This is a genomic window from Clostridium sp. KNHs214 (assembly GCF_000744935.1).
In the GTDB taxonomy this organism is placed as follows: Bacteria; Bacillota; Clostridia; order Clostridiales; family Clostridiaceae; genus Haloimpatiens.
The window spans coordinates 1,146,787-1,170,091 of the sequence record NZ_JQMW01000011.1; the positions used below are offsets into that span (position 1 = coordinate 1,146,787).

The window sequence follows — 23,305 nt, forward strand, 5'->3', positions numbered from 1 at the left end:
TTTTATTTCTTCTTACTGTCTATATCCTTAAAGAAATTATCAATTATTTTTTCTGCCATTCTCTTTTGAATGCTAGCTCCATTGATTAATAGAAGCACCATCAGTAATAGTTTAGCCTTTTCCTCTTTTTCATTTGTATCTTCAGACTTATGAAATTCTTCTCCTATTTCCCCTAAGCTTTTTTGGAAACTCTCCTTAAATTCCATTTCTCTTCCGTTTTTTAGTTCTAAAAATTTAGTGTATATATCATTTAAATATCTACTACTCTCTTCTTCCTTTTGTAATTCTCCTTGTAATTCTCCTAATAGTGGACCTAGTAAAAGACTTATATCATTTATGGATAAGATTTGTTTTAAGCTATATATTAAGTTTAGTAATATAATATTTTCCTTAGTGTATTTCTTATTTTTCACTGGAAGTAGTATCCTGGCCTTAGCGTAGTTATTTATCATAGTTTTAGTTAATATTTTTTCTTCCTCTTCTCGCTTTAAACTACTTAATTTATCATCAAAAAAACTAGTTACCTGATCCATATATAAATCTACACAAGGTATATCATGAATTTTTATATCTTCAATTACACAAACTTCATCTATAAGCTTTTTAAGTTTTTCTTCATCTAAAAACATAATAACACCTCAATCATCAATATATTAATAAATTACTAATATTAGTATAACATTATATAGTATTGCTTACTACACAAATACATATTTACATAATAAATTATAATATATAACGAAATTTAGAGTTTACACTATATATTTCAATCTATTTACCGATTACTATTAATTTTTTCCTTAAATTAACCTATTTCAAGTTTGAATATTAGTAATCACTATTGTAGCATATGAATATATCTATACGTAGTTTCGAATACTATGTATTGTCATATGGTTATCTAATGTTTTATACATTAGATATAAAAAATCTATAATAACTGTTAAAGGATGTGTTTAATTTGATTAGAAAAATGAGAGAACCTATAAGTGGCTTAACTCACCTTTTAGGTGTTGCCCTTTCTATATTAGGGCTTATACTTTTAATACACAATTCCCTTGTATTTTCAAAACCTTACTATATACCAGGTTTTGTGATATTTGGTGTCAGCTCCATATTACTTTACACAGCTAGTTCTGTATATCATTTATTATCAGTACAAGAAAGGGTTATAAAAATCTTAAGAAGAATAGATCACTCCATGATATATATACTCATCGCAGGAACATATACACCTATATGCTTAATTGCATTAAAGGGAACCCTAGGAAAAGTACTTTTTATAATTATTTGGACTTTAGCAGCAGTAGGTATTATGTTAAAAATATTTTGGTTTAATGCACCAAGATGGCTCTCTACTTTATTCTATGTAATCATGGGATGGATTGCTGTAATAGCCATATATCCTCTTTGGAAAACTCTATCTTTAGGAGGAATATTTTGGCTTGTAGCTGGTGGATTATCTTATACCATAGGCGCAGTAATCTACGCTACTAAAAGGCCTCGAATAGCTTCCAAAGTCTTTGGATTTCATGAAATATTTCATTTGTTTGTGATGCTAGGAAGCTTTTGTCACTTTTGGATGATGTTTAAGTATGTGATGTTTGTATAGAAAAATTTAAAAATAAATATATAAAAACTGTTTTTAATTTTGTAAGTAATTTATATTAGAAATTATTCACATTAATAATCTGTGTGCTTATTCTCTAATTTACTTACACCATTAAAGACAGTTTTTTATTTAAACATTAACTTTTCTGTTACTATTTAGCAATTGATTTTTAACCACTAAAATAGTTTTATTGAATATACTATTAGTATAGCATGAATAAGACAGTAACTCTTATAAGAATATATCTAAAAAAATTATTAATTTTAACCACTATATTGATTAAATATATCTATTAAAGTTAATAATCTAAATAAGCTTTTATTTTTTGCGTAGTTATAAATTATTTTTAAGTTATTATAATAATTATCCCACAAAAAGCATTACATTACCTGAATTATAAAATTTTTCTGGAATGACTTGCATAAGAAGCGAAGGAACTGTTTAAATTTAATTTTAGAAATTCTTCTTTTAGACAGATAAAATTATCGTAAGCCTGGCAAGGACGCCAGGCTAGCGAACCTGAGGCAGGACGCTGAATGTGAGCGTTAGATAATTTTATATGGCTAAAAGATTAGAATTTCTTAAATTAAATTTATTGTTCCGAGCTCTTATGCAAGTCATGGAGGAGAAATTTCATAATTTCATCACATTATACCTTATTGTGGTTTAATCATTATAATAATTACTTAAATTATAAGGAGGATCTTATTATGATCTTTAAATTCAACAAAAAGTCTTTATCTTACTTTATTTTAACAATTTTCTTTACATCATTAATAGGGGTTGCTTCATTATCAAACACTAAAGCTGCATCATCTACTGATTTTAAACAAAACAATGCAACCTTAAAAAACATTGCTTCAGCAAAAGATAATAGTGTTACTTCTAAAACTAGTATACTAGCTAAGGATTCTAGCATACCACTAACTTCATCATCAGTAAAAAACACTAAAGCTTGTAACACTAAAAAATGTACTTTAAAACTTGAAAACAAAAACTTAATTAATCAACAAAAAAAATCAAACATTTCTATTAATAACATCAAGAGTGACAACAAGAATACTGTTAAAAAAATTAATAATATCAAGACTAATACCAAAAGTGATATTAAAATTAATAATACCATTTCTAATAAGGAAATTATAAATTTATTATCTAATTCATACAATAGCATGAGGAATTTGGAGAGCTTTTATGTAAATAACCCACCATTTGAAGAATTTAATAATCATACTTATATGAAAATGCCTAAAAGCATAACATCTCATGAATTACTTGTTGCTTATTTAAACAAAAAGCTTAACTTAAACAAATACTTTACTAATGATTATATTGAAAGATTAATAAATTATGTTTTTAGCAAAAAAATTGACGGACAATATTATATGTCGGTAGGCCAATTTGGTCAAATTCTTGATATGAAAAATGCTAAAATAACATCAACAAAATATGAAGGTAATAAACTATATGTAACTTTCCAAGGATACTATGATAAAATTGACTTCAAAACTGAAAAAGCTACTTTAGTTTTTGATGGAACAAATTGGCTAGTAGATACTGCTACCTTTTCACCTTGGTAAAATTTGATACAAATAAAAAGAGGTTTTACTATTCAAAACCTCTTTTTATTTATTCATATTAAAAAATATAATTTTTATTCCATTTTATAATAATTTAAACCCAAGCTCCCCTTCTATCTTTGATTTTCCTATTCTATCAATCATATCTCCAAATCTCTCTTTTGTATTTCCATTTTCCTTATAGAAAAGTATAGATTTTTCTAGTATGTTCATAACCTCTTCCTTAGAGAAAATTCCTTGTATGGCCTGTCCTGGTCTAGTTTTTTTGCCCCACTTACCACCTAGATATACTTTAAATCCTTCCTTTTCAACTGCTGTAGCACCAAAATAGCATGCCTCTAAACATTTACCACAATTAACGCATTTATCTATATCTATTATTGGTTTTTGCTCCTCTTTTTTATTTATAGCTCCATGAACACAAGCTTTTTCCATTCCACAATTATTACAAGCTTTACACTTATCTTCTACTATTTTAATCTTTCTTTGTCCAACTATTCCAAAATCATTTAAATCTGGCTTAATACAATTGTTTGGACATCCCCCAATACCAATTTTAAATTTATGAGGAAGTGATACATCTCTCCATCCTTCATAAAAAGTATTGTGTATCTCCTCTGCTAAAGCTTGAGTATCCACTAATCCATATACACAAACCGTTCCTTTGCAAGCAGTTACCGGTCTTATCTTATCTCCAGTACCACCACTATATAATCCTAATTCTTTTAATTCATCTTTTACTTTTTCTATATTTTTATACTCTATCCATGGGATTTCTACTGTAAGTCTTGTAGTGTAACTTACATATCCCCTTCCATATTTCTCAGCAATTTCACTAATTTTTTTCATCTCTTCAACTGTATTACATCCATTCTTTGTTATAACTCTACAAGCAAAATAACCATCCTGTCTTTGAGGTAAAAATCCTTGTCCTTTTAATTTTTTCTTTTCCTCAGCTGTTACATTTCCCATGTTTAATCCCCCTTCTATTTAATTTTTAGTTTTGCGCTAGACTAAGTTATCTTTATTAACTATTTCATTCTTACTCAGTGAACTCTCCCTCCACTTGCTTACACTGAAGTGGGGGCTCTTGTTAAAAATTTAAATTTAAGAAAACTTCATCTATCAGCTAAATTCTTAAATAAAATCCTAACCACAGCTATAGCATACTACTATAGATATAATAAATCCAATAAGGATTTGTTATGGGTATATAAGGAGCTTTTATAGTGGACTTACCCCGGACACAAGGATACGATATTTCATAAGATGAATTATAAAAAAATATCTTAAAAAATTTTCAAACCCCGTTCAAGTATATCTACTATAATTCTAATTTAAGTGTTAGAAATTATATCCTTACAAAAACTCATAAAATCTTTTGAAAACTCCGGCTCTTTATTTCCTTTATATATAAAATTAAACTCTCTCTTCATGGTAAATCCTTTTATAGGTATGTTTATTAATGTGCCCTTTTTTAATTGCTCTTTAACTGCTTCCTTAGATATAACTGTGCAACCTAAATTTTCACACACTAAAGACACCGTAGCACTTATATTAGATATTTCCATATGAATATGTTCATCTGTAAGCATGTGACCAGATTTTATTAAATATTTTTCAAATACCTCTCTAGTTCCAGACCCTTTTTCTCTTAAAATAAGTTTATCCTTTAAAACCTCTTCCACATTAACTTCCCCTCTACTAGCAAAAGGATGTTTAGGTGATACAACTAATATAAGTTCATCTTTTTTAAAAGTAGTATACTTAACCTTAGTTTTATCAAAAGGTCCTTCTACAGCTCCCAAATCTATATCTCCATCTAAAAGCTTTTTTACTATGTTTTCCGTATTATCTATGGTCAATATTATATCTATATTGGGATTTTTATTTATGTACGTACTTATTAAATTTGGTATAGTAAATCCACCTATAGTAAGACTTGCCCCTAGCTTATATTTTTTAATAAAAGATGTACTATTTTCTAAGGAGCTTTCTATAAAATTACTTATTCTATTTAATTCTAATGCATTTTGATAAAGAAATTCTCCTTGAGATGTAAGCTCTAATGCATTTTTTCTCTTCCTAAACAATTTTACATTGTAGTATTCCTCTAGAAACTTTATATGCTGTGATATAGCCGGCTGAGTCATATTCAAAAGACTTGCGGCTTTGGTAAAATTTTTAGTCTGTGACACAGTTATAAATGTCCTTAACTTAGTATCTATCATGTTAAACTACCACCCTTATTTATGAGTCTTAGATGTAAATTATAGTAAAAATAAATATTAATAATTATATTTTATCATATTTAAAAGAAATCTTTTTTGTTTTGAACATATACTGCTAATAGTACTAATGATTTCATAGGAGGAATTATGACTTCAGAATTATACATTAGATATCCAAAATCGTTTATAGAACATTATATGTTTAACCTGGAACCACTTATTAGACAAAAAAATGGTTTTACATCTGAAGAAGCAGCAGAAATTGCAGAACAGCTTGGTATTGATTTTACCAAGGAAAGATTTGATTTAGAACAATTTCGAATGGGTTTAGACACTGAACTAGAGCATGGCAAAAAATACTTTCCTACTAATGTTACAGAAGACGACCATATTACTACAGGTAAAATTGCTCTAGCACACCTAAGAGAATTTCCTGATTACTATACTAGACTTGCAAAACTTGAAGCAGAAGCAAAAGCATATTGGGGTATACCATAATAAAAACAAAAAATATAGCGTAAGGATTTACATAACTCCTTACGCCTTTTGACGTGCTTTCATACTTATATACACTGAAAACACCTTAATCACTTTACCTATGTTCTTTTTTATTTTGTGTTATTTACCCTTTTAAATGTAAGATAATTACCTGTGCATATATTTCCATTGGCTGAGTACACTTTTTATAAGATAATCTGCAGTATCTTGCTTAAACGGCATAACGTGTTCATGAAATTGATAGTATTGCAGATAACTATACAATGTTTCGTAGCCACCTTAATTTATATAAAGCTTAGCATTATACCTTTAAAAATAAGCATAACAGCTACTGCTCCCGAATCTGGTCTTCCCAAGGATTTGTCTCCATAATAAGCTGCTCTTCCATGTACTGATTTTAATTCTTTTGTATTTTCAACTCCCTGCTTTGCAGCTTCATATGCCATTTTAAACGCCTCTTTAATGTTGGCATTTGACTTTAAAGATTGTTCTAGGGCTTCCACTGCTGGATGTAACGCATCCAGCATAGTTTTATCCCCAATTTTTGCTCTTCCCTTTTCCATAACACCATTGATAGCTGCTTTCCCTATCAATACTAAATCTTCAAGAGTTAATTCTTCCTTGCCCTTTGCTTCTTTAGCCCCTTTTATTAGACATATTGATATTAAAGTACCCATGGTAGACGGAACTTTAGAATTCATAAGCATTCCAAGTTTCATAAATACATTTCCTAAGTCACTAGATTCGATTTTATCAAATTCCTCGTATAAGTACTTAAATCCACTAGTCATGGTTATTCCCAGATCCCCATCTCCCATGGCAGAATCTAGTTCTGTTAAATAATCTTTTTGTTCGTATAAAACACCTAATATGCATTCTAATATATCCTTTATAAATAACTTTGTTATATTTTCCATGCTCGCCTCTCCTTATAAATTAAGTTAACAACCACCACTCCAAGTGGTGGTTTATTTTCAGCCCTATAAGGGCTTTTTACCAGCCACACCTAAAGGTGTCTTTCACAGGCCATGGTACTTACAACCTCTAAAGAGGTATTATCTTAAACCATCTTCCTGCTTATCTTTCTCCTCTTGATTTTTTATATATTCTAATATTGTTTCCTCGTCTACGTTACCTACACTTGAAACATAGTACCCTTTTGCCCAAAAATGTCTATCCCACTTTGATGTTTTATTTGGGTACTTATCAAATATCATAAGTGCACTTTTACCTTTAAGATAACCCATAAATTCTGATATACTTAATTTGGGTGGAATACTTACATACATATGTATATGATCCTTGCATATCTTCCCTTCTACCAATGTTACTCTTTTCATTTCACATAACTTTCTCAATATCTCTCCCAAATCTCTTTTTATATTGCCATATAATATCTTTCTCCTATACTTTGGTATGAAAACTATGTGATACGTGCAATTCCATCTACAATGTGATAAACTACTATTGTCCATTTGGACCGCCTCCTCTGTTTTTGATATGGCCTGCGAAACCAATATCATTATAACATAGGAGGTTTTGTATTATTCCATGTAACGCTACTGCTTACCCTATTCTCCCATGCATAGCATGGGGATTAATTTTGTCATTTAAACTGTTGAAAAAATGGTGAATAAGCTTGGAAATCTAATAATTCTTTAAGTTCCTCATCAAGTTTAAGTAATGTTATAGACATACCTGCCATCTCAAGAGATGTAGCAAACTCGCCTATATAATTTCTATATATTTTTATTTTCTTTTCCTCTAACACTTTACAAGCTTTTCTATATGCTATATATAGTTCTTCCTTTGGTGTTGATCCTAATCCATTTACTAAAATAGATACTTCGCTTCCATCTTCAAAAGGTAAGTCTTCCAATATTTTGTTAATTATATAATCTACAACTTCATCTAAAGGTTTTAACTCACACCTTTTAATACCTGGTTCTCCGTGTATTCCCATACCTATTTCCATTTCATTATCATTAATTACAAATGTTTCCTTGCCTACTTCTGGAACTATGCAAGAAGTAAGTGCCACTCCCATGGTTCTTGTATTATCAACTGCTTTTTGTGCTAGCCTTTTTACTTCATTTAATTCATACATTTTTTCTGCAGCGGCACCAGCTATTTTATACGCATAGAAAAGGCCAGCTACACCCCTTCTATTTGATTCTTTTCCTTTTGGTGCTGAAGCTACGTCATCTGTCACAAGTACTTCTTCCACTTGTATATCATCCATTTCCGCCATATCCTGTGCCATGCCAAAGTTCATTCTGTCTCCGCCATAATTCCCATACAAATGTAAAACTCCAGCACCATTTTCTATTGCCTTGTCCACTTCATACATACATTCCGCACTTGGTGATGCAAATACATTTCCTACAGTTACTCCATCAGCTAATCCATATCCTACATATCCTAGAAAAGTAGGGAGGTGACCTGAGCCACCTCCCGTTGCAATAGCTACCTTACCCTTTTTCTTTTCATCAGCTCTTACTATACATCTAAAATTATTATTTACCATCTTAAGACATTCACTATGGGCCGTTATAATTCCTTCTACGGTTTCTCTTACAAAATCTTCTGGTCTATTTATTAATTTCTTCATATTTTTTACCTTCTCACTTTATCAAAATTTATTTCAGAAGGATATGCCCATCTCTGTAATTCATCTTCTGGTAAAACATTAGGTTCTTTGCCTCCGTTTATAAGGAGAGCTCTAAAATATACCTCTGCTACCTCTTCTACATAATGAGCATTTAAAAGTGCATCGTCAATATTTCCAGCTACAGCTACTACTCCATGACTTTCTAATAAACATGCATTTGACTTTTTCAATGGTTCAATTACACTCTCTGCAAGAGCTCTTGTGCCTGGTCTTCCATAAGACGCTACAGGTACTGTTCCACCATAAGACATTGACTCATATACTACTGCAGGAATTTCCTTTCTTAGTACCGCAAAGGATGTTGCAAATCTAGAATGAGTATGTACTACAGCATTTATGTCTGGTCTTGCCTTGTAAGCTTCAAGATGCATCATAACTTCACTAGAAGGTCTTAAATTTGTTTCCATCTCTATTACATTTGCATCCAAATCTATAACGCAAACATCTCTATAAGTTAATTTTTCTCTTGCAACTCCTGATGGAGTAATTACTACATATCCAGTTTCTTTATCTCTTATACTAAAATTACCTGATTTATGCTTACATAATCCAGATTTATCTGCCTCTATAGCAATTTCTACTACCTTTTTCTTTAATTCTTCTAACATCAAAATTCCTCCTCATTATGTTAATAAATTTTACTTTAAAGAATCTAGTGCCTCATCTTTTTTCTTCATATATTTAACATACCAGAAAAATAGTATTACTAAACCTATTAGCACTGCTAAGCCAGCTATTTCTCCATGTATTATATTAAATCCATGTGCTAATCCCCATCTTAGAGCAGGCACTTCAAATGCAAACCAACTTAAGAATTGTCCATTTGGTACTGTTATACTTCCAACAGCTTTTGCAAGACTAGTAACTGTTCCACTGAAGTTAGTTGCTACTATTAAGAATAATGGTGTTACTATAGTACTTAATATTAACATTCTAATTATATTTCCACCTGTTACTATCATAGCTGGAACTACTACAGATATGTTAATTATTGATCCTAAAGGTAATACTGTGTTTGATCCTGTTTTAGCCATAATTACTGCAAGTACTAGTTCTATTGGAACCATTAATATAGCTGCAACCCATATTTCTGATATTCCAGCAAGGAATGGCCAGTCAAGTCCTATATATAATTCTCTGTCTTTGAATTTTTTCTTCATAAAATCTCCTACTGCATCAGCAATTGGTGCAAGAGCTTGCATAAACAATTTTGCTACCATTGGGAAAAGTACCAATGCTGTTGAAACTTGAACTGCAGTATTTAATATTCCTTTTAAATCATATTTTGCAAATATTGCAATAAGTGCACCTACTATAAATCCCATAACACTATTTTCACCAAATACACCTATTTTCTCTTTAAGTTTTGCTGCATCTATATTACTCTTATTTAATCCTGGCACAAAATCTAGTAATCTATTTATAGGTGCTAGTAAAACAGCTGTTAATGTCATACAGTGAGTACATGCTATTCCAGGTATTTTAGTTAATTCATATAATTGCTTTTGTGTAATATCTGCATTTTTAAGTTCCACTATTGCTTGAACTGCTGCCGCAATTATTCCAAGTGGAACACTCTTAGTAACAGCCGTTACTAATGTTGCGGTAAATATTTTACCCCAAACATTCCATAAATCTACATTTAGACAGTTTGTCCATCCCAAAACTAACATCAATATATTTATACCTATCGTTATAGGGAAAACTAAAAGTGCATACGGCCACGCCCAAGCAATCGCTGACATTGGTGCCCAACCTACATCTATTGAATTTAGCTTTATTCCTGTAGCTTTTACAAATTCACTAGCTGCTGGACTTATAGCTCCAAACATAAATTCTAGAATTAAATTCATCCCTGTAAAGGCTATTCCTAATGTTAAGCCAGCTATTATTGCTTTTTTAGGTTTCATTTTCATACAAAGTCCTAGTAAAATCATTATAACAGGTAAAAATACAGCTGCGCCTAAATCTAGAATATAATGTATTATAGTATTCATATTCTAACCTCCCATTTTATTTTTTTATTTTTTATGATAAGATAATATAGCTTATTTTTTTATTTCTATCTCCTAGATTCATAAAATAAATCTGGGAGATATTTTTTATTTTTTATATTTTTCTATTCATTTATATAATTTTTAAGCTTTTCGAATTCTGCATCAATTCCCATGCCTGTTAAAAATGGTATTCCACTTATAGTTGGTTTATCCCAGTTTTGTGATTTTAGTGGAACTATAGATACATAAATATCACATTGATCAATTAAACTTTCTAGTGACTTAATGTCTACAGCTTCTACACTAACAGGTAAATTTTCATCTTCACACATATTAGAAATTTTTGATGCAACAGTTTGAGATGTTGCTACACCTGAACCACACGCTACATAGATTTTTTTAATTTTACCCATAATAATATCCTCCCTTAATTTTTTTAATATATTTTAATTTTTAATTACCTATATTATTTTTCTAAAACATTTTTTAGTATTGAATTTATTTGACTTTTTTCATTAGAATTATATATATTTAAAAGGATTTCCTCATTTGAAAATATAGACATTAATTTACTTAATGTTTTTACTTGTTGATCAGGATTTTTAATAGCTAACATAAATATTAATTTTGCTTCCACCTCATTAATATCACTACCCATTTCTTTAAAAACAACCGGATTTTTTAACTTTGCTACAAGTATAGTTGGCTTTTTAACATGTTTTGCATATGTATGTGGAATTGCTACACCTACCCCTGGGGTATTAAGTCCTGTTGGAAATTCTTCTTCTCTTTGCAAAACTCCATCAATGTATGTATCTTTTACGTATCCTTTTTCCTCTAATATATTTGCTAAACCTCTTAGCAAACTTTCTTTGTCTGTTGCTTCATAATCTAATATTATAAATTCTTCATTTAATAATGATACATCCTCTTTCATGTTCCTATTCTCCTTTTCTTATGCTTTTTATATTTAAATCTATAGCAATTATAATGCCAATTTAGTGCATAAGCTTACAATCCTTGGATTTGTAAATGTTTTCTTATTAAATTATGCACTAACAAATTTTAAATTTATTAGTGCATAACTTTTCTTAATCCTTAATTTTAAATTTAGATATCTAACAATTCTAACAATTCTTAATATCGTACAATTCAATCGAGTATTATGGTTGTATTTTCAAAATTATTATATTATGATTGAGATAAATATAATTTATTTAAAATTCCAAAGGAGATGATTTCATTGAAAAATTCTATTTGGTACCTTTTTGTTTTTTTAAATCTAATACTTTTTATTTTTTCCCTAATATATCATAATATTTACTTAACTCTATTAACCTTTACTCTTGCTATGTTTTTAAACAAATTTTCAAAAAATATTTCTTCTCCTAAAGCCTTTGATAAATTCAAGACTATAAATTTTAAAAAGGAAAAATTGTAGGTGATATTTTGAAAAACATAGATGCAATATTTGATTATATAACTAACAAGATAACTTTATCTTATATTAAAAATTGTATTAATAATAATAATTACATAGGTGTGGATGCTACCGAAATAGAAAATACTTTTAACATTGTAAGAAATAATGCTAGTACTATTTTAAATCAGTTAGTTAAGCAGGATAAATTAATTAAAATAAACTCTAGACCTGTGTCTTTTTTTCCAAAACAAATTCTCATTGACTGTAATCTAATTAATGAAAATGAATCAAATATTATATATAGTCTAGAGAAATTCAGAAATTGTATTTACTCAATAAATAATCCTAGTATTAACAATAATAGTACTATTAAGAAGGATCCTTTTAACCAATTAATTGGATCGCATAGCAGTCTTTTAACTCAAATCGAACAAGCTAAGGCTGCCCTTATGTATCCGCCTAAAGGTCTACATACTTTACTTTTAGGAGAAAGTGGTGTTGGAAAAAGCACTTTTGCATTGGCCATGTACCAGTATGCAAAAATCAATAAAAAATTAGATGAAAAAGTTTATCCTATTGTTTCTTTCAATTGTTCTGATTATTTCAACAATCCGCAACTTTTACTATCCCAACTTTTTGGACATGTTAAAGGTTCTTTTACTGGCGCTAATTGTGATAAAGATGGTTTAGTTTCAAAGGCTAATGGAGGTATACTTTTCCTTGATGAAGTTCATAGATTACCTTCTGATGGTCAAGAGATGTTATTTTCCCTTATAGATAAAGGTGAATATCATAGACTAGGTGAATCCAATTGTACTCATAAAAGTAATGTGATGATCATTGCTGCTACCACAGAGGATCCTCATAAATCTTTATTATCTACTTTTTTAAGAAGAATTCCTGTTATAATTACTCTTCCACCTTTCAGGAAAAAATCCATTCAAGAAAAAATGGAAGTTATAGAAACTTTATTTTACTATGAGTGTACAAATTTAAATAAAGAGATAAAAATATCTCCAGAAGTTTTAAAAGCTTTAGCTTTATATCCATTTAAAATAGGTAATATAGGGCAATTAAAATCAGAAGTAAAACTCATATGTGCTAAATCTTTTTTAAATCATCTTAAAAACAACAGCACCATTACTATAGAATTTAAGATGCTTAGCGAAGATATTATTGATTTTGTTTTTAGTAACAGTGAAATTAAAAATGAAGATAAATCATATTTAGAAATGTTTAAGAATTATTTAGTTTTATCACCTGGAAATTATAAAATTTTTCATCCCGAAAAAATAAACGATAACATATACAAAAAAATAACATATTATGTAAGTAAATATAAAAAATCCAATTTATCAAAGGAAGAAATTGATTCAAAAATAGACAATATAATAAAAGACCACTTCAAAAATATGCTTAACAAAATTAATGTTAAAAATATAAATAAAACTGCTCTCTACAAAATAGTGCCTGAAGAAGTGGTAAATACCTCAATAGAATTAATTAGTATAGCAGAAAAAGAACTTCATACTTCTTTAAATCCAAAATTTATATTTGCCTTTGCTTTTCATATTAATTCTTTGCTGCAAAGAATCAGAGAGGGTGAACCTGTTGTAAATTCAAATTTACTTAAAGCTCGTTTATCTCACCCTAATGAATACAATGCTTCAAAAGTACTTGTAAAAAAAATTAGTGATAAATTTGGTGTAATTGTGCCTGAAGATGAAAAGGGTTTCCTATCCATACTTTTAGCCAATAATAAAATTGATACATGTACTAATTCAAACATACCAATAATTATTCTATGTCATGGTAATAGCACAGCTTCTAGTATGGCTGATGTTGCTAATAAACTTCTTAATAGTGATATTATAAAAGCCATAGATATGCCATTAGATGCGAACATTCAGGACATATACACAAAATTTAAATCCACAGCAGTAGCTGTAAATAAGGGGCATGGAATACTTGTTGCCGTAGATATGGGTTCACTGTGTAACTTTGGTACTAATCTGGAAAAGGAAACAGGCATAAAGGTAAGAACCCTATGTAATATATCTACCTTGATTCTCTTAGAAGCTTTAAGAAAAGTAATGTATAACAACGAGGATTTAGATACCATATGTGACTCTCTTTCCTCAAATTCCTCCTCTTTTACTCTTAAACCCATTAAAAAACCAAAGGCAATACTCACTTTATGTGTTACTGGTCAAGGTGGAGGCATGATAGCTAAAAAGATTTTATTGGATAATTTAAGTGAAGAATATAAAAAACATATTAAAATACTCGCAACTAATTACTCTGAAGTTAAAAATAATATAAAAAATTTTACAAACAGATACCATATAATAGCTTGCGTTGGCAGCATAAATCCAAATTTAAATATTCCATATTTCCCTATTAATAAAATTTTAAATAATTCTTTCAAAGAAGAATTCACCAAATTTTTAGACACTAAATTTAAAAAAGACGAATTTAATAAAAATGGTGAAAAAGAGAATTCTAAAAGCGTATATGAATTATCAAAGGAGATGCTAGAGGAATATTTAAAATTTGTTAATCCTAAAATTGCCATATCTAATATTAAAAAATTTATCATAAAATTAGGTTTAGATGATTCTTACAATAATAAAAATAATATTATGGATTTAATGCTTCATATGGGCTGTATGCTAGATAGGTGTATACATGGAGACAAAGTTAAATTTGACAATGTAGAAAACTTTAAATTAAATAACTTAGAAAAATTCATGTCCATAAAAAACGCCTGTAATTTACTTCAAAAAGAATATGATATTTGTATTAATGATGATGAGATCTGCTATATAGTACAAGTTATTAATAGATAATTTTTTAAAAATTAATTTCTATAATAAAACTGTTAAAAAAAGTAGCCATTACACTAACTAATAAGTGTAATAGCTACTTTTTTTGGTGCTCCCGACAGGATTTGAACCTGCGGCCTACTGATTACGAATCAGTTGCGCTACCAGCTGCGCTACAGGAGCATTTCACCAGAACATTTTATCATATTATGATAATTTTTTCAAATTGACCAAGAACGTAAATTGGTAATAAATTTATGCCTCAAGGACCTAATTACCTGAAAATTAATGGCATGATCCACAATTAAAGATTTTCCATAGCATAGCGGAGGAAAATTCACCTTAACTAGCCCCCTAGTCCTCTAGCCCTCCAGCCCTCTAAAATTGTGTTCCACCACAATTTTTTTACTTTATCAACATGGTTGCCACAATAACCAAAACAATTCCCACTGCTTGGGTAATAGAAACTGTTTCTCCTAAGAATAAAAAAGCTATAAAAACAGCACTGGGTACCTCAAGATTTGCTATGATAGAAACTTTAAGTGCACCTATGTATGATATGGCTGCATATAAAAGTGTAAGAGGTATTACTTCACAAAACACTGCAAGAATTATTATAGAACTTATCCCCTTTACACTTAGAGAAGTTAACGTTGAATAGTTCAAGGGCTTATAAATTAAAAGTGCTATAAGAGAAAACAAAGTAGAGTATGCATTTATTGTAAGAGGAGGCACATTTTCTAGTTTGCTTTCGGTAAATATATTCATAAAGGCATAAAAAACAGCACATAAGCCCCCGTACATTATTCCTCTTATAGAATACTGTATTTTACCACTTAGAAGTTCTAGAGTAAGAATACATCCGAAAAAAGCTAATGCCACTGCCAAGGACTTCTTTAGTGTAACTTTTTCTTTTTTAAAAATTATTGAATAAAAAAACACCATTATTGGATAAGTGTAAAGTAGTATAGTTACTAATGGAACTGGAAGGTATTCAAAAGCCTTGTAGTAAAATACAGTCATAAATGTATTACCTAATACCCCCATCATGGCAAGATTTATAAGTGTTTTCTTATTAACTTTGACTTCTCTCTTATTTTTTATCATTATTAAGCAAAACATTATTATAATAGCAAATATGTATTGTATAGTTAAAAGACTTACAGATTCCAAGCCAGTGCTATGAGCATATTTTACAAATAGACCAGCACTTCCAAATAGTACTGCGGATATTATTGAATATATGTATCCCTTTTTCATAAAAACTTTATGATTCTCCCTTCGTCCTATCAGATTAACAGCATGGGAACAGCAAATAATTAGATATATTTATATTTTAACTTAATCCTAAATTAATATTAATACTTACATAAAATTCTCCCTTATTAAGGTATTTTTGATAAGAATAGCACGAGTTCTCGTAGAGGAGTTCTCGTGCCTATTAATTATTTAAACTATACAAATTTAATTACTTTTTTAATTTATTTATCTGTATTTGTATTTTTAATTTAATTGTATGATTATCCCACAAAAAGCATTACATTACCTGAATTATGAAATTTCTCTGGAATGACTTACATAAGAAGCGAAGGAACTGTCTAAATTTAATTTTAGAAATTCTTCTTTCAGACAGATAAAATTATCGTAAGCCTTAAAAGGACGCCAAGCTAGCGAACCTGAGTCAGGACGCTGAATGTGCCTTAACTAATACATTATTTACTCACTACTCTTGATGTATTATATCTAACCTTGCAAATTTACTATATTGTCCAATCCAACCTAATTTAACAGTACCTGTTGGACCGTTTCTCTGCTTAGCTATTATACATTCTGCCACATTTTTGTCCTCTGTTTCCTTATTGTAGTACTCATCTCTATAAAGGAACATAACCACGTCTGCGTCCTGTTCTATAGACCCAGACTCTCTAAGGTCAGAAAGCATTGGTCTATGGTCGGCTCTCTGCTCTGGAGCACGAGATAGCTGAGAAAGTGCTATAACTGGACACTTCATCTCTTTAGCTAAAGCTTTTATAGATCTGGATATTTCAGAAACTTCCTGCTGTCTACTTTCACTCCCACTACTTCCACTCATAAGCTGTAAGTAGTCTACTACAATAAGATCTATACCATGCTCTATTTTAAGTCTTCTGCATTTAGATCTCATTTCCATAACTGAAACTCCAGCGGTATCGTCTATATATATTTTTGCTGCTGCTAAAGGCCCTGATGCCTTGGCTATGTTTTCCCAGTCCTTATCCTCTAAATCTCCTGTTCTCAGTTTAAGCATATCTACATTTGCTTCTGCACACAAAAGCTTGTAGGCTAACTGTTCCTTAGACATTTCTAGAGAAAATACAGCCACACTTTTTCCTCCTCTTAATGCCGCATATTGAGCTATATTAAGAGCAAATGTAGTTTTCCCCATGGACGGTCTTGCAGCTATTAGAATCATGTCTCCCTTTTGAAATCCCGATGTCTTATCATCTAATTCAGGGAACCCTGTAGGAACCCCAGTTATCTCCCCTTTATTATTAAAAAGTCTTTCTATCTCTAGAAATCCTCTTTCTAAAACTGTGTTCATAGGCTCAAAGTCACTGGTAGTTCTATTTTCTGCAATGTTAAATATTCTTCTTTCCGCTAAATCTAATACATTTTCTACAGCACCACCACTTTTATAACTTTCTTCTATTATTTCTGTGGAGGATTTTATAAGTTTTCTTAAAATAGATTTATCTTTAACTATTTTAATATGTGAAGTCAAATTAGCTGTAGTAGGTACGGAGTTGCTTATTTCGGTTATATAAGATATACCTCCACACTCCTCTAAGTTTCCATTAGCCCTAAGATGTTCTATCAAGGTTATCATATCTATCGGTATATCCTGTTGAAACAATTGATATATTGCTCCAAAAAGCACCTTGTGATGGTCCTTATAGAAATCCTCTGAATTTAATGTTTCGGTGACCTCTGCTATGGCAGCCTTATCTATAAACATTGACCCTATAACTGCCTGCTCTGCTTCTATATTGTGAGGTAAACTTCTAAGAGGCATCTCCATATATCATTTCTCCTTAAAACACAATTTTTAATAATTCTTCTATATTATCTACTGTTTTAACTTCTATATCTGTAAGCCCTGTTGGCACTTCACTTTGGTTGTCTTTAGGCACTATAACCTTCTTTATGCCCTTTCTTCTAGCTCCAAATATTTTTTCAAAAATACCACCTACAGGTTTTACATTTCCCCTAAGAGATATTTCTCCAGTTATAGCTATATCCTGTCTTATAGGCTTATTCAAAAGTGCACTTATAATACAAACAGTTATAGCCGCCCCTGCTGAAGGACCATCTATTTTTCCTCCACCTATGGCATTTACATGTATATCATAATCTCTTATATCCTTATCTGTAATTTTTCTTATTACAGAGGCTGCATTAAATACAGAATCCTTAGCCATGGAACCTGCTGTATCGTTGAATCTTATAGTTCCTTTTCCCTTTTCTCTAGCTTCAAATACAGCTGCTTCTATTTCTATAACAGATCCAATGTATCCTGCCACTCCAAGTCCATTTACATGTCCAATCTCAGATTTATTTAAGTCTACTTCTTTTTCATAAGGTATAAGTCTTCCTATGGATATTATATCTTCTATGTCTTTTATTGTTATATTAACTTGACCTTCTTTATGTTCATTTTCTTTTTTATTATAAAGTACATATCCATAGGCATCTGAAAGTATATTTACAGCCTTTCTACCTTCTATGGTGTATCTGCTTATTAAACTTGCCACTCCATCCTCCAACTGCACATTTAACTTCTTAGCAGCGTTGTAAACTATATCCTCTATATCTTTTGATGATAATGGCTCAAAGTATACTTCTACACATCTAGATCTTAGAGCTGGATTAATTTCACCAGGTTCTCTAGTGGTAGCCCCTATAAGTGCAAAATCTGCTGGCGCTCCATTTTCAAATAGATATTTTATGTACTTTGGAGTACTTTCATCATCTGGGTCATAATAGGAAGATGAAAATTCAACTCTTTTATCCTCTAGCACTTTTAAAAGTTTATTTTGAAGTATATTATCCAATTCTCCTATTTCATCTATGAAAAGAACTCCTCCATGAGCTTCTGTAACAAGACCTGGCTTTGGTTCTGGAATTCCTGTTTCAGCTAAATCTCTCTTGCTACCTTGATATATAGGATCATGGACTGAGCCCAAAAGTGGGTTAGTTATCTCTCTAGGATCCCATCTTAAAGTAGTTCCATCAACTTCAACAAACTTAGCATCTTTACTAAATGGTGTATATCCAAGCTTTTTAGCTTCTTCAAGAGCCAATCTTGCAGCAGTAGTTTTTCCTACTCCTGGAGGGCCATATAAAATAACATGTTGTGGGTATGGAGAAGCTATTTTTGACATTAAAGACTTTATAGCTCTCTCTTGTCCAACTATCTCTGAAAAGCTTTCAGGCCTTAACAAAGCTTGAACACTTTTAGATATTTTTCTCTCATCTAATTTTTTTAGACTTTCATATTTTTTAATAGTTTTTGAATTTTCTGGGCCTTTTTTCTTTTTGATTATGCCCATTCTCATTTCATCCATAAACTTATCTTGTTTTTCTATTAAAAGTTTTTCTATTTCTTTTTCTATTTGATTTTGTACATATCTTTTTGCTAAAATTTCAGAAATATTGTCTTCTGTTTTCTCTAAAACCTCTTTAATATTGTTGTCATCTGGCACTATATCTATACCTTTTCCGTCAGTAACTATCTTATTTATTGCATATATTCTCTCATAATCATTCTTACTTTTTATAAACTTATCTAATTTATGTCTAACTATTCTAGCTCTTATAGTACCCTTTTCAAAAGAGTTTCTCATAATTTCCTCTAGCACATCCACATGTTCCTTTAGAGATATACCAAACTTTAATTCCATTACTTCACTTTTATCAATTTCCTTGTTCAATTCATCTTCCACCTTCATATAAAGAAGATGTTCCTCCCTTCGGTGTGTACTAATTTGAAGTCACAACTACTTTTATTTTTGTTGATACTTCCGGGTACACCTTAACTTCTACTTGATATACCCCTTCTTGTTTTATTGTATCTGAAACTATCTTCTTTTTGTCTATCTCTATATGATATTGTTTATTCATGGCCTCAGCTATATCCTTGCTTGTAATGGCTCCAAATAGTCTTCCACCTTCACCAGCTTTAGCTACAATTTTAACTTCTTTTCCCTTTAAATCAGCAGCTAACTTTTGGGCCTTTTGCATCTCTTCTAACTTTCTCTTTCTCTCAACTTCTTTTCTTAAATTTAATTCTTTGACATTTCCATCAGTTGCTTCTTTTGCTAAATTTTTTGGAAATAAATAGTTTCTTGCGTATCCATCAGAAGTATTTGCTACATCCCCACTTTTTCCTAATCCCTTAACATCTTTTAACAATATAACCTTCATTATTTGTCACTCTCCTTTAAGTATTCATCTATTTCTTTTTTCAATAATTCATAAACCCCATTTATGTTACTATCTTTAATTCTAGCTCCTGCCATGGTAATGTGTCCACCACCGCCAAGATTTTCTAGTATTATTTGAACATTCATATCTCCTAAAGATCTTCCACTTATAAGTATATCATTATCAATTTCTATAAGTACAAAAGACGCCTCTATATCTGTAATGTTCAATAGTTCATCCGCAGCCTGAGCTGCCACTATAGGGTCTTTTATATCTCTCGGGCATATTGCCACTGCTACATTATTATTAACCTTAGCAGACTTTATAATTTCTGCTCTTTTTAAATATTTATCTAAGTCATTTGAAAACACTTTTTTTACATCTATAGTATCGGCCCCGAGCTTTCTCAAAAAAGCTGCAGCCTCAAAGGTTCTAACCCCTGTTTTAAAGCAAAAGTTTTTAGTATCAACACATATGCCCGCTAACAATGCCTCAGCCTCTTCTACTTTAAGTTTCGGATTCTCTACCATATACTGAAGCATTTCCGTTACTAACTCTGAAGTAGAGGACGCATATGCCTCTATATAACTTAAAATACTCTTCTGTATATAATTAGGTCCTCTTCTGTGATGGTCTATTATAACCCTTCTCTTGCACTTATTAACTATATCCTTATTCTGTACATAATCTATTCCATGTACATCAACCAATATTAAAAGAGTATTATCCTCTATTATCTTTTTAGCACCATCAGAATTTATAAATGTACTTTCATATGACTTAAGCTCTTTAACCTTATTGTATATGATTTTGATGCCATTGTTAACCTCATCAATAACAATATTACATTTCTTTTTAAGCATTCTACATGCAGTATTTATTCCTATAGCAGCCCCAAGAGAATCTACGTCTGGGTTTACATGTCCCATTATAATAACATTAGTACTTTCGTTTATAAGTTGCACTAGAGCATGTGCTATAACTCTAGCACGCACCTTCGTCCTTTTTTCAAACTCCTTAGTTTTGCCGCCATAAAAATTAAGTTTATCCTTGTTTTTAACTACTACTTGATCCCCCCCTCTTCCTAGTGCTAATTCCTTAGCTGCTATGGCATATTTATGATTTTCAAGAGGGCTATCACCATTTACTCCTACTCCTATGCTTAAGGTAGCGGATAATTTATTCCCTATATCTAAATCCCTTATATGATCTAGTATATCAAATTTCTTATCCATTTCCATACGAATATATTTATCCTCAACAACCAATATATAGTCATTCTGAGATTTCTTTTCTATCATAGCATTTAAATTTTGTGCGTAACCATTTATGCTTCTTTCAATTTCTGCTACTAAAAGCGGCCTTTTATCTTCTTCCGTAGTTTTAACTACTTCATCTAAATTGTCTACTTCTATCAACATTATAGAAACCTTATTCTCTTGCACATGTTTCAAAAGTTTATATTTTTCTGTTACATCTATAAAATATAAAAGTACTACCTTGTCAGGATTTTCGCTTTCCCCATTTATAGATACTACATTAGCACTAACATCATAAAACCTATTTCCTATAGGCACTAAAGAAATTTTTTCTGTTCCATTTAAAAACTTTAATATATCCACTTCTCTAGCTATGCTTTGAATTTTTTCTCCCAATATTTTTTGTTCATTTAATATGTTATGAAATTTTTCATTATACCACAATATAACGCCTTTTCCACTGACTATTATAAGAGGATAAGGTAGTTTTACTAAGTTGTTTTGACTAGCTATATCCAGCTTAGAAGAAAACTTTTCTATTTCGCTCCATTCATCCTTTTTAACCTTATTCAATCTAAAAGTATAAACAGCTATAAAAGTACAGGTCATAAAAATTACAATGCCCAATATTTTATTATAGAAGAATACTATCCCTAGCAAAGATATAATTATGACTATTTGTAATCTAAAGTTTCCAATGGAATTTTTTCTTTCATTTTTCATAATTACCCCTCAATTTGTTTTTTATTTAAGCTTTTCTATTTCCTCGGAAATCTTCTATCAGCTTTCTTATGTTAAAAATGCTATCCATAATACCCATTATGAAGTAAATACTACTAATTCTAAATATAAAAGTAATTAAAATTATTATGAACATCTTAGTTTTTGAAATTTTATACTTATATTTTAATAAATAAACTATTACAGATATACCTAGTATAAAGAAAATAAATCCACCAACAATAGTGGCTGTATATAAAATATATTCAGATCCAGGTACACTTTTAGATTTCATTATTACTCCAATAGCCATAAATCCTATGGTAATAGCTGCCACCTTATCATTTACATGCCAACTAGTAAAATTCTTAATTTTGTTTATTTTAATATTCAATTTACTTAATATAGTTCCTGCCACTATATAATTTATAAAAGAAAATATCATAGCTATTACCATCATATATCCTGGAAAAGTATGAATTATTAATTCTCTAGTTAATTTAGGCATTTTATTTCGTAGTTCTAGAAGTTTATCTTCGCCTATTCCAAGCTGCTTATATTGTTCTAAAACTAATTTCATTTTTTCATTATACATTTTTACAGTTTCATCTATAGCACTAGATAAGTCTACATTAAAAATAAACTTGCTTGCTAAAAAAAATGCCAAAAACATTCCAACAATGTATGCAATTGCCGTGGTTATTAAAGTATACAATACAGATTTTTCTTTTTTTATACTATACCCTAATGCCAGCCCTGGCAAAACATCTAAGCATATAAATACAAATGCTGCCCATACGTTACCTATTAAAATTATGCATATAAAACTAGATATTACAGCTAATATAGTAACTTTAAAATCATGCCTTATAAATAGTATACTCACTATCAAAGGTACAATTACTACTCCCAAAAACTCGAAAAATGGTAAATATAAATTTGCTGCAGTAGCTATAACTATTAATACACTAAGTAATGCTGCTTCGACCATAGATTTTGTACGTATATTTTTATTTTTCATATGTC

The 23,305-nt window shown here is 30.2% G+C and carries 20 protein-coding genes and 1 tRNA gene; 4 read left to right on the plus strand and 17 right to left on the minus strand.

The window, feature by feature from the left end; genetic code table 11:
• Positions 1-2: 2 nt before the first annotated feature.
• The gene (locus CC89_RS13940) at positions 3-629 is read right to left on the minus strand and encodes a DUF1836 domain-containing protein (RefSeq protein WP_035293073.1); all 627 of its coding nucleotides are present in this window, start codon (positions 627-629) and stop codon (positions 3-5) included.
• A gap of 332 nt (positions 630-961) precedes the next feature.
• Here CC89_RS13940 and trhA point away from each other — a divergent pair, with 332 nt between their 5' ends.
• Both trhA and CC89_RS13950 read left to right on the plus strand, forming a co-directional pair.
• Positions 962-1,612, plus strand: a complete 651-nt coding sequence (trhA, locus tag CC89_RS13945; protein ID WP_035293076.1) for a PAQR family membrane homeostasis protein TrhA — start codon at positions 962-964, stop codon at positions 1,610-1,612.
• Positions 1,613-2,322: 710 nt separating this feature from the next.
• Positions 2,323-3,192, plus strand: coding sequence for a DL-endopeptidase inhibitor IseA family protein (locus tag CC89_RS13950; RefSeq protein WP_035293079.1), 870 nt, complete (start codon positions 2,323-2,325; stop codon positions 3,190-3,192).
• An 84-nt stretch (positions 3,193-3,276) separates the two neighbouring features.
• Here the strand turns inward: CC89_RS13950 and CC89_RS13955 are convergent, their stop codons facing one another.
• Both CC89_RS13955 and CC89_RS13960 read right to left on the minus strand, forming a co-directional pair.
• Positions 3,277-4,164, minus strand: coding sequence for a ferredoxin-like domain-containing protein (locus tag CC89_RS13955; protein ID WP_035293081.1), 888 nt, complete (start codon positions 4,162-4,164; stop codon positions 3,277-3,279).
• A 365-nt stretch (positions 4,165-4,529) separates the two neighbouring features.
• Positions 4,530-5,423, minus strand: coding sequence for a LysR family transcriptional regulator (locus CC89_RS13960; RefSeq protein WP_035293082.1), 894 nt, complete (start codon positions 5,421-5,423; stop codon positions 4,530-4,532).
• 147 nt (positions 5,424-5,570) lie between these two features.
• On the opposite strand from CC89_RS13960, the gene CC89_RS13965 reads away from it, so the two are divergent.
• Positions 5,571-5,921, plus strand: coding sequence for a DUF5661 family protein (locus tag CC89_RS13965; RefSeq protein ID WP_286161357.1), 351 nt, complete (start codon positions 5,571-5,573; stop codon positions 5,919-5,921).
• A gap of 284 nt (positions 5,922-6,205) precedes the next feature.
• Here the strand turns inward: CC89_RS13965 and dhaL are convergent, their stop codons facing one another.
• From dhaL to CC89_RS14000, 7 genes are all read right to left on the minus strand, one after another.
• On the minus strand, positions 6,206-6,838 hold the full coding sequence (dhaL, locus tag CC89_RS13970; RefSeq protein WP_035293084.1) for a dihydroxyacetone kinase subunit DhaL: 633 nt from the start codon (positions 6,836-6,838) through the stop codon (positions 6,206-6,208).
• A gap of 138 nt (positions 6,839-6,976) precedes the next feature.
• A complete protein-coding gene (tnpA, locus tag CC89_RS13975; protein WP_035288110.1) occupies positions 6,977-7,396 on the minus strand; it encodes an IS200/IS605 family transposase in 420 nt (139 codons plus the stop codon).
• 131 nt (positions 7,397-7,527) lie between these two features.
• Complete coding sequence (locus CC89_RS13980; RefSeq protein ID WP_035293085.1) at positions 7,528-8,532, minus strand: dihydroxyacetone kinase subunit DhaK; 1,005 nt, start codon at positions 8,530-8,532, stop codon at positions 7,528-7,530.
• Positions 8,533-8,537: 5 nt separating this feature from the next.
• The gene (locus tag CC89_RS13985; RefSeq protein WP_035293087.1) at positions 8,538-9,200 is read right to left on the minus strand and encodes a class II aldolase/adducin family protein; all 663 of its coding nucleotides are present in this window, start codon (positions 9,198-9,200) and stop codon (positions 8,538-8,540) included.
• Positions 9,201-9,230: 30 nt separating this feature from the next.
• Entirely contained in the window at positions 9,231-10,589 is a 1,359-nt protein-coding gene (locus CC89_RS13990) for a PTS galactitol transporter subunit IIC (protein WP_035293090.1), read from the minus strand.
• A 122-nt stretch (positions 10,590-10,711) separates the two neighbouring features.
• On the minus strand, positions 10,712-11,002 hold the full coding sequence (locus tag CC89_RS13995; RefSeq protein WP_353601414.1) for a PTS sugar transporter subunit IIB: 291 nt from the start codon (positions 11,000-11,002) through the stop codon (positions 10,712-10,714).
• A gap of 53 nt (positions 11,003-11,055) precedes the next feature.
• Entirely contained in the window at positions 11,056-11,526 is a 471-nt protein-coding gene (locus CC89_RS14000) for a PTS sugar transporter subunit IIA (protein ID WP_035293092.1), read from the minus strand.
• A 512-nt stretch (positions 11,527-12,038) separates the two neighbouring features.
• Between CC89_RS14000 and CC89_RS14010 the strand changes: the two genes are divergently transcribed.
• Positions 12,039-14,861 carry a sigma-54-dependent transcriptional regulator gene (locus CC89_RS14010; protein ID WP_035293096.1) on the plus strand — a complete coding sequence of 941 codons (2,823 nt, stop codon included), beginning with the start codon at positions 12,039-12,041 and terminating at the stop codon, positions 14,859-14,861.
• Positions 14,862-14,944: 83 nt separating this feature from the next.
• Here the strand turns inward: CC89_RS14010 and CC89_RS14015 are convergent.
• From CC89_RS14015 to CC89_RS14045, 7 genes are all read right to left on the minus strand, one after another.
• Positions 14,945-15,020 (minus strand) — tRNA-Thr (locus CC89_RS14015).
• Positions 15,021-15,242: 222 nt separating this feature from the next.
• On the minus strand, positions 15,243-16,097 hold the full coding sequence (locus tag CC89_RS14020; protein WP_051931788.1) for a DMT family transporter: 855 nt from the start codon (positions 16,095-16,097) through the stop codon (positions 15,243-15,245).
• A gap of 463 nt (positions 16,098-16,560) precedes the next feature.
• Positions 16,561-17,895, minus strand: coding sequence for a replicative DNA helicase (locus CC89_RS14025; protein ID WP_035293098.1), 1,335 nt, complete (start codon positions 17,893-17,895; stop codon positions 16,561-16,563).
• Between the two features lie 13 nt (positions 17,896-17,908).
• Positions 17,909-19,825 (minus strand): Lon family ATP-dependent protease, encoded by a 1,917-nt coding sequence (gene lonC, locus CC89_RS14030; protein WP_081897059.1) that lies wholly within the window; start codon positions 19,823-19,825, stop codon positions 17,909-17,911.
• Positions 19,826-19,856: 31 nt separating this feature from the next.
• Positions 19,857-20,300 (minus strand): 50S ribosomal protein L9, encoded by a 444-nt coding sequence (rplI, locus tag CC89_RS14035; protein ID WP_035293102.1) that lies wholly within the window; start codon positions 20,298-20,300, stop codon positions 19,857-19,859.
• Positions 20,300-22,282, minus strand: a complete 1,983-nt coding sequence (locus tag CC89_RS14040) for a DHH family phosphoesterase (RefSeq protein ID WP_035293104.1) — start codon at positions 22,280-22,282, stop codon at positions 20,300-20,302. The genes rplI and CC89_RS14040 overlap by 1 nt, the downstream gene beginning before the upstream one ends.
• A 25-nt stretch (positions 22,283-22,307) precedes the next feature.
• Positions 22,308-23,300 (minus strand): DUF2232 domain-containing protein, encoded by a 993-nt coding sequence (locus CC89_RS14045; RefSeq protein WP_035293106.1) that lies wholly within the window; start codon positions 23,298-23,300, stop codon positions 22,308-22,310.
• Positions 23,301-23,305: the final 5 nt, after the last annotated feature.

What these genes read in the sequence shown, in the direction of transcription:
- rplI (WP_035293102.1), bottom strand. Translation starts at nt 20,300, where the DNA reads ATGAAGGTTATATTGTTAAAAGATGTTAAGGGATTAGGAAAAAGTGGG.
- CC89_RS14020 (WP_051931788.1), bottom strand. Translation starts at nt 16,097, where the DNA reads ATGAAAAAGGGATACATATATTCAATAATATCCGCAGTACTATTTGGA.
- lonC (WP_081897059.1), bottom strand. Translation starts at nt 19,825, where the DNA reads ATGAAGGTGGAAGATGAATTGAACAAGGAAATTGATAAAAGTGAAGTA.
- CC89_RS14025 (WP_035293098.1), bottom strand. Translation starts at nt 17,895, where the DNA reads ATGGAGATGCCTCTTAGAAGTTTACCTCACAATATAGAAGCAGAGCAG.
- CC89_RS14045 (WP_035293106.1), bottom strand. Translation starts at nt 23,300, where the DNA reads ATGAAAAATAAAAATATACGTACAAAATCTATGGTCGAAGCAGCATTA.
- CC89_RS13955 (WP_035293081.1), bottom strand. Translation starts at nt 4,164, where the DNA reads ATGGGAAATGTAACAGCTGAGGAAAAGAAAAAATTAAAAGGACAAGGA.
- CC89_RS13995 (WP_353601414.1), bottom strand. Translation starts at nt 11,002, where the DNA reads ATGGGTAAAATTAAAAAAATCTATGTAGCGTGTGGTTCAGGTGTAGCA.
- CC89_RS13950 (WP_035293079.1), top strand. Translation starts at nt 2,323, where the DNA reads ATGATCTTTAAATTCAACAAAAAGTCTTTATCTTACTTTATTTTAACA.
- CC89_RS13965 (WP_286161357.1), top strand. Translation starts at nt 5,571, where the DNA reads ATGACTTCAGAATTATACATTAGATATCCAAAATCGTTTATAGAACAT.
- CC89_RS13960 (WP_035293082.1), bottom strand. Translation starts at nt 5,423, where the DNA reads ATGATAGATACTAAGTTAAGGACATTTATAACTGTGTCACAGACTAAA.
- CC89_RS13990 (WP_035293090.1), bottom strand. Translation starts at nt 10,589, where the DNA reads ATGAATACTATAATACATTATATTCTAGATTTAGGCGCAGCTGTATTT.
- CC89_RS13980 (WP_035293085.1), bottom strand. Translation starts at nt 8,532, where the DNA reads ATGAAGAAATTAATAAATAGACCAGAAGATTTTGTAAGAGAAACCGTA.
- CC89_RS14000 (WP_035293092.1), bottom strand. Translation starts at nt 11,526, where the DNA reads ATGAAAGAGGATGTATCATTATTAAATGAAGAATTTATAATATTAGAT.
- CC89_RS13940 (WP_035293073.1), bottom strand. Translation starts at nt 629, where the DNA reads ATGTTTTTAGATGAAGAAAAACTTAAAAAGCTTATAGATGAAGTTTGT.
- dhaL (WP_035293084.1), bottom strand. Translation starts at nt 6,838, where the DNA reads ATGGAAAATATAACAAAGTTATTTATAAAGGATATATTAGAATGCATA.
- CC89_RS14040 (WP_035293104.1), bottom strand. Translation starts at nt 22,282, where the DNA reads ATGAAAAATGAAAGAAAAAATTCCATTGGAAACTTTAGATTACAAATA.
- tnpA (WP_035288110.1), bottom strand. Translation starts at nt 7,396, where the DNA reads ATGGACAATAGTAGTTTATCACATTGTAGATGGAATTGCACGTATCAC.
- CC89_RS13985 (WP_035293087.1), bottom strand. Translation starts at nt 9,200, where the DNA reads ATGTTAGAAGAATTAAAGAAAAAGGTAGTAGAAATTGCTATAGAGGCA.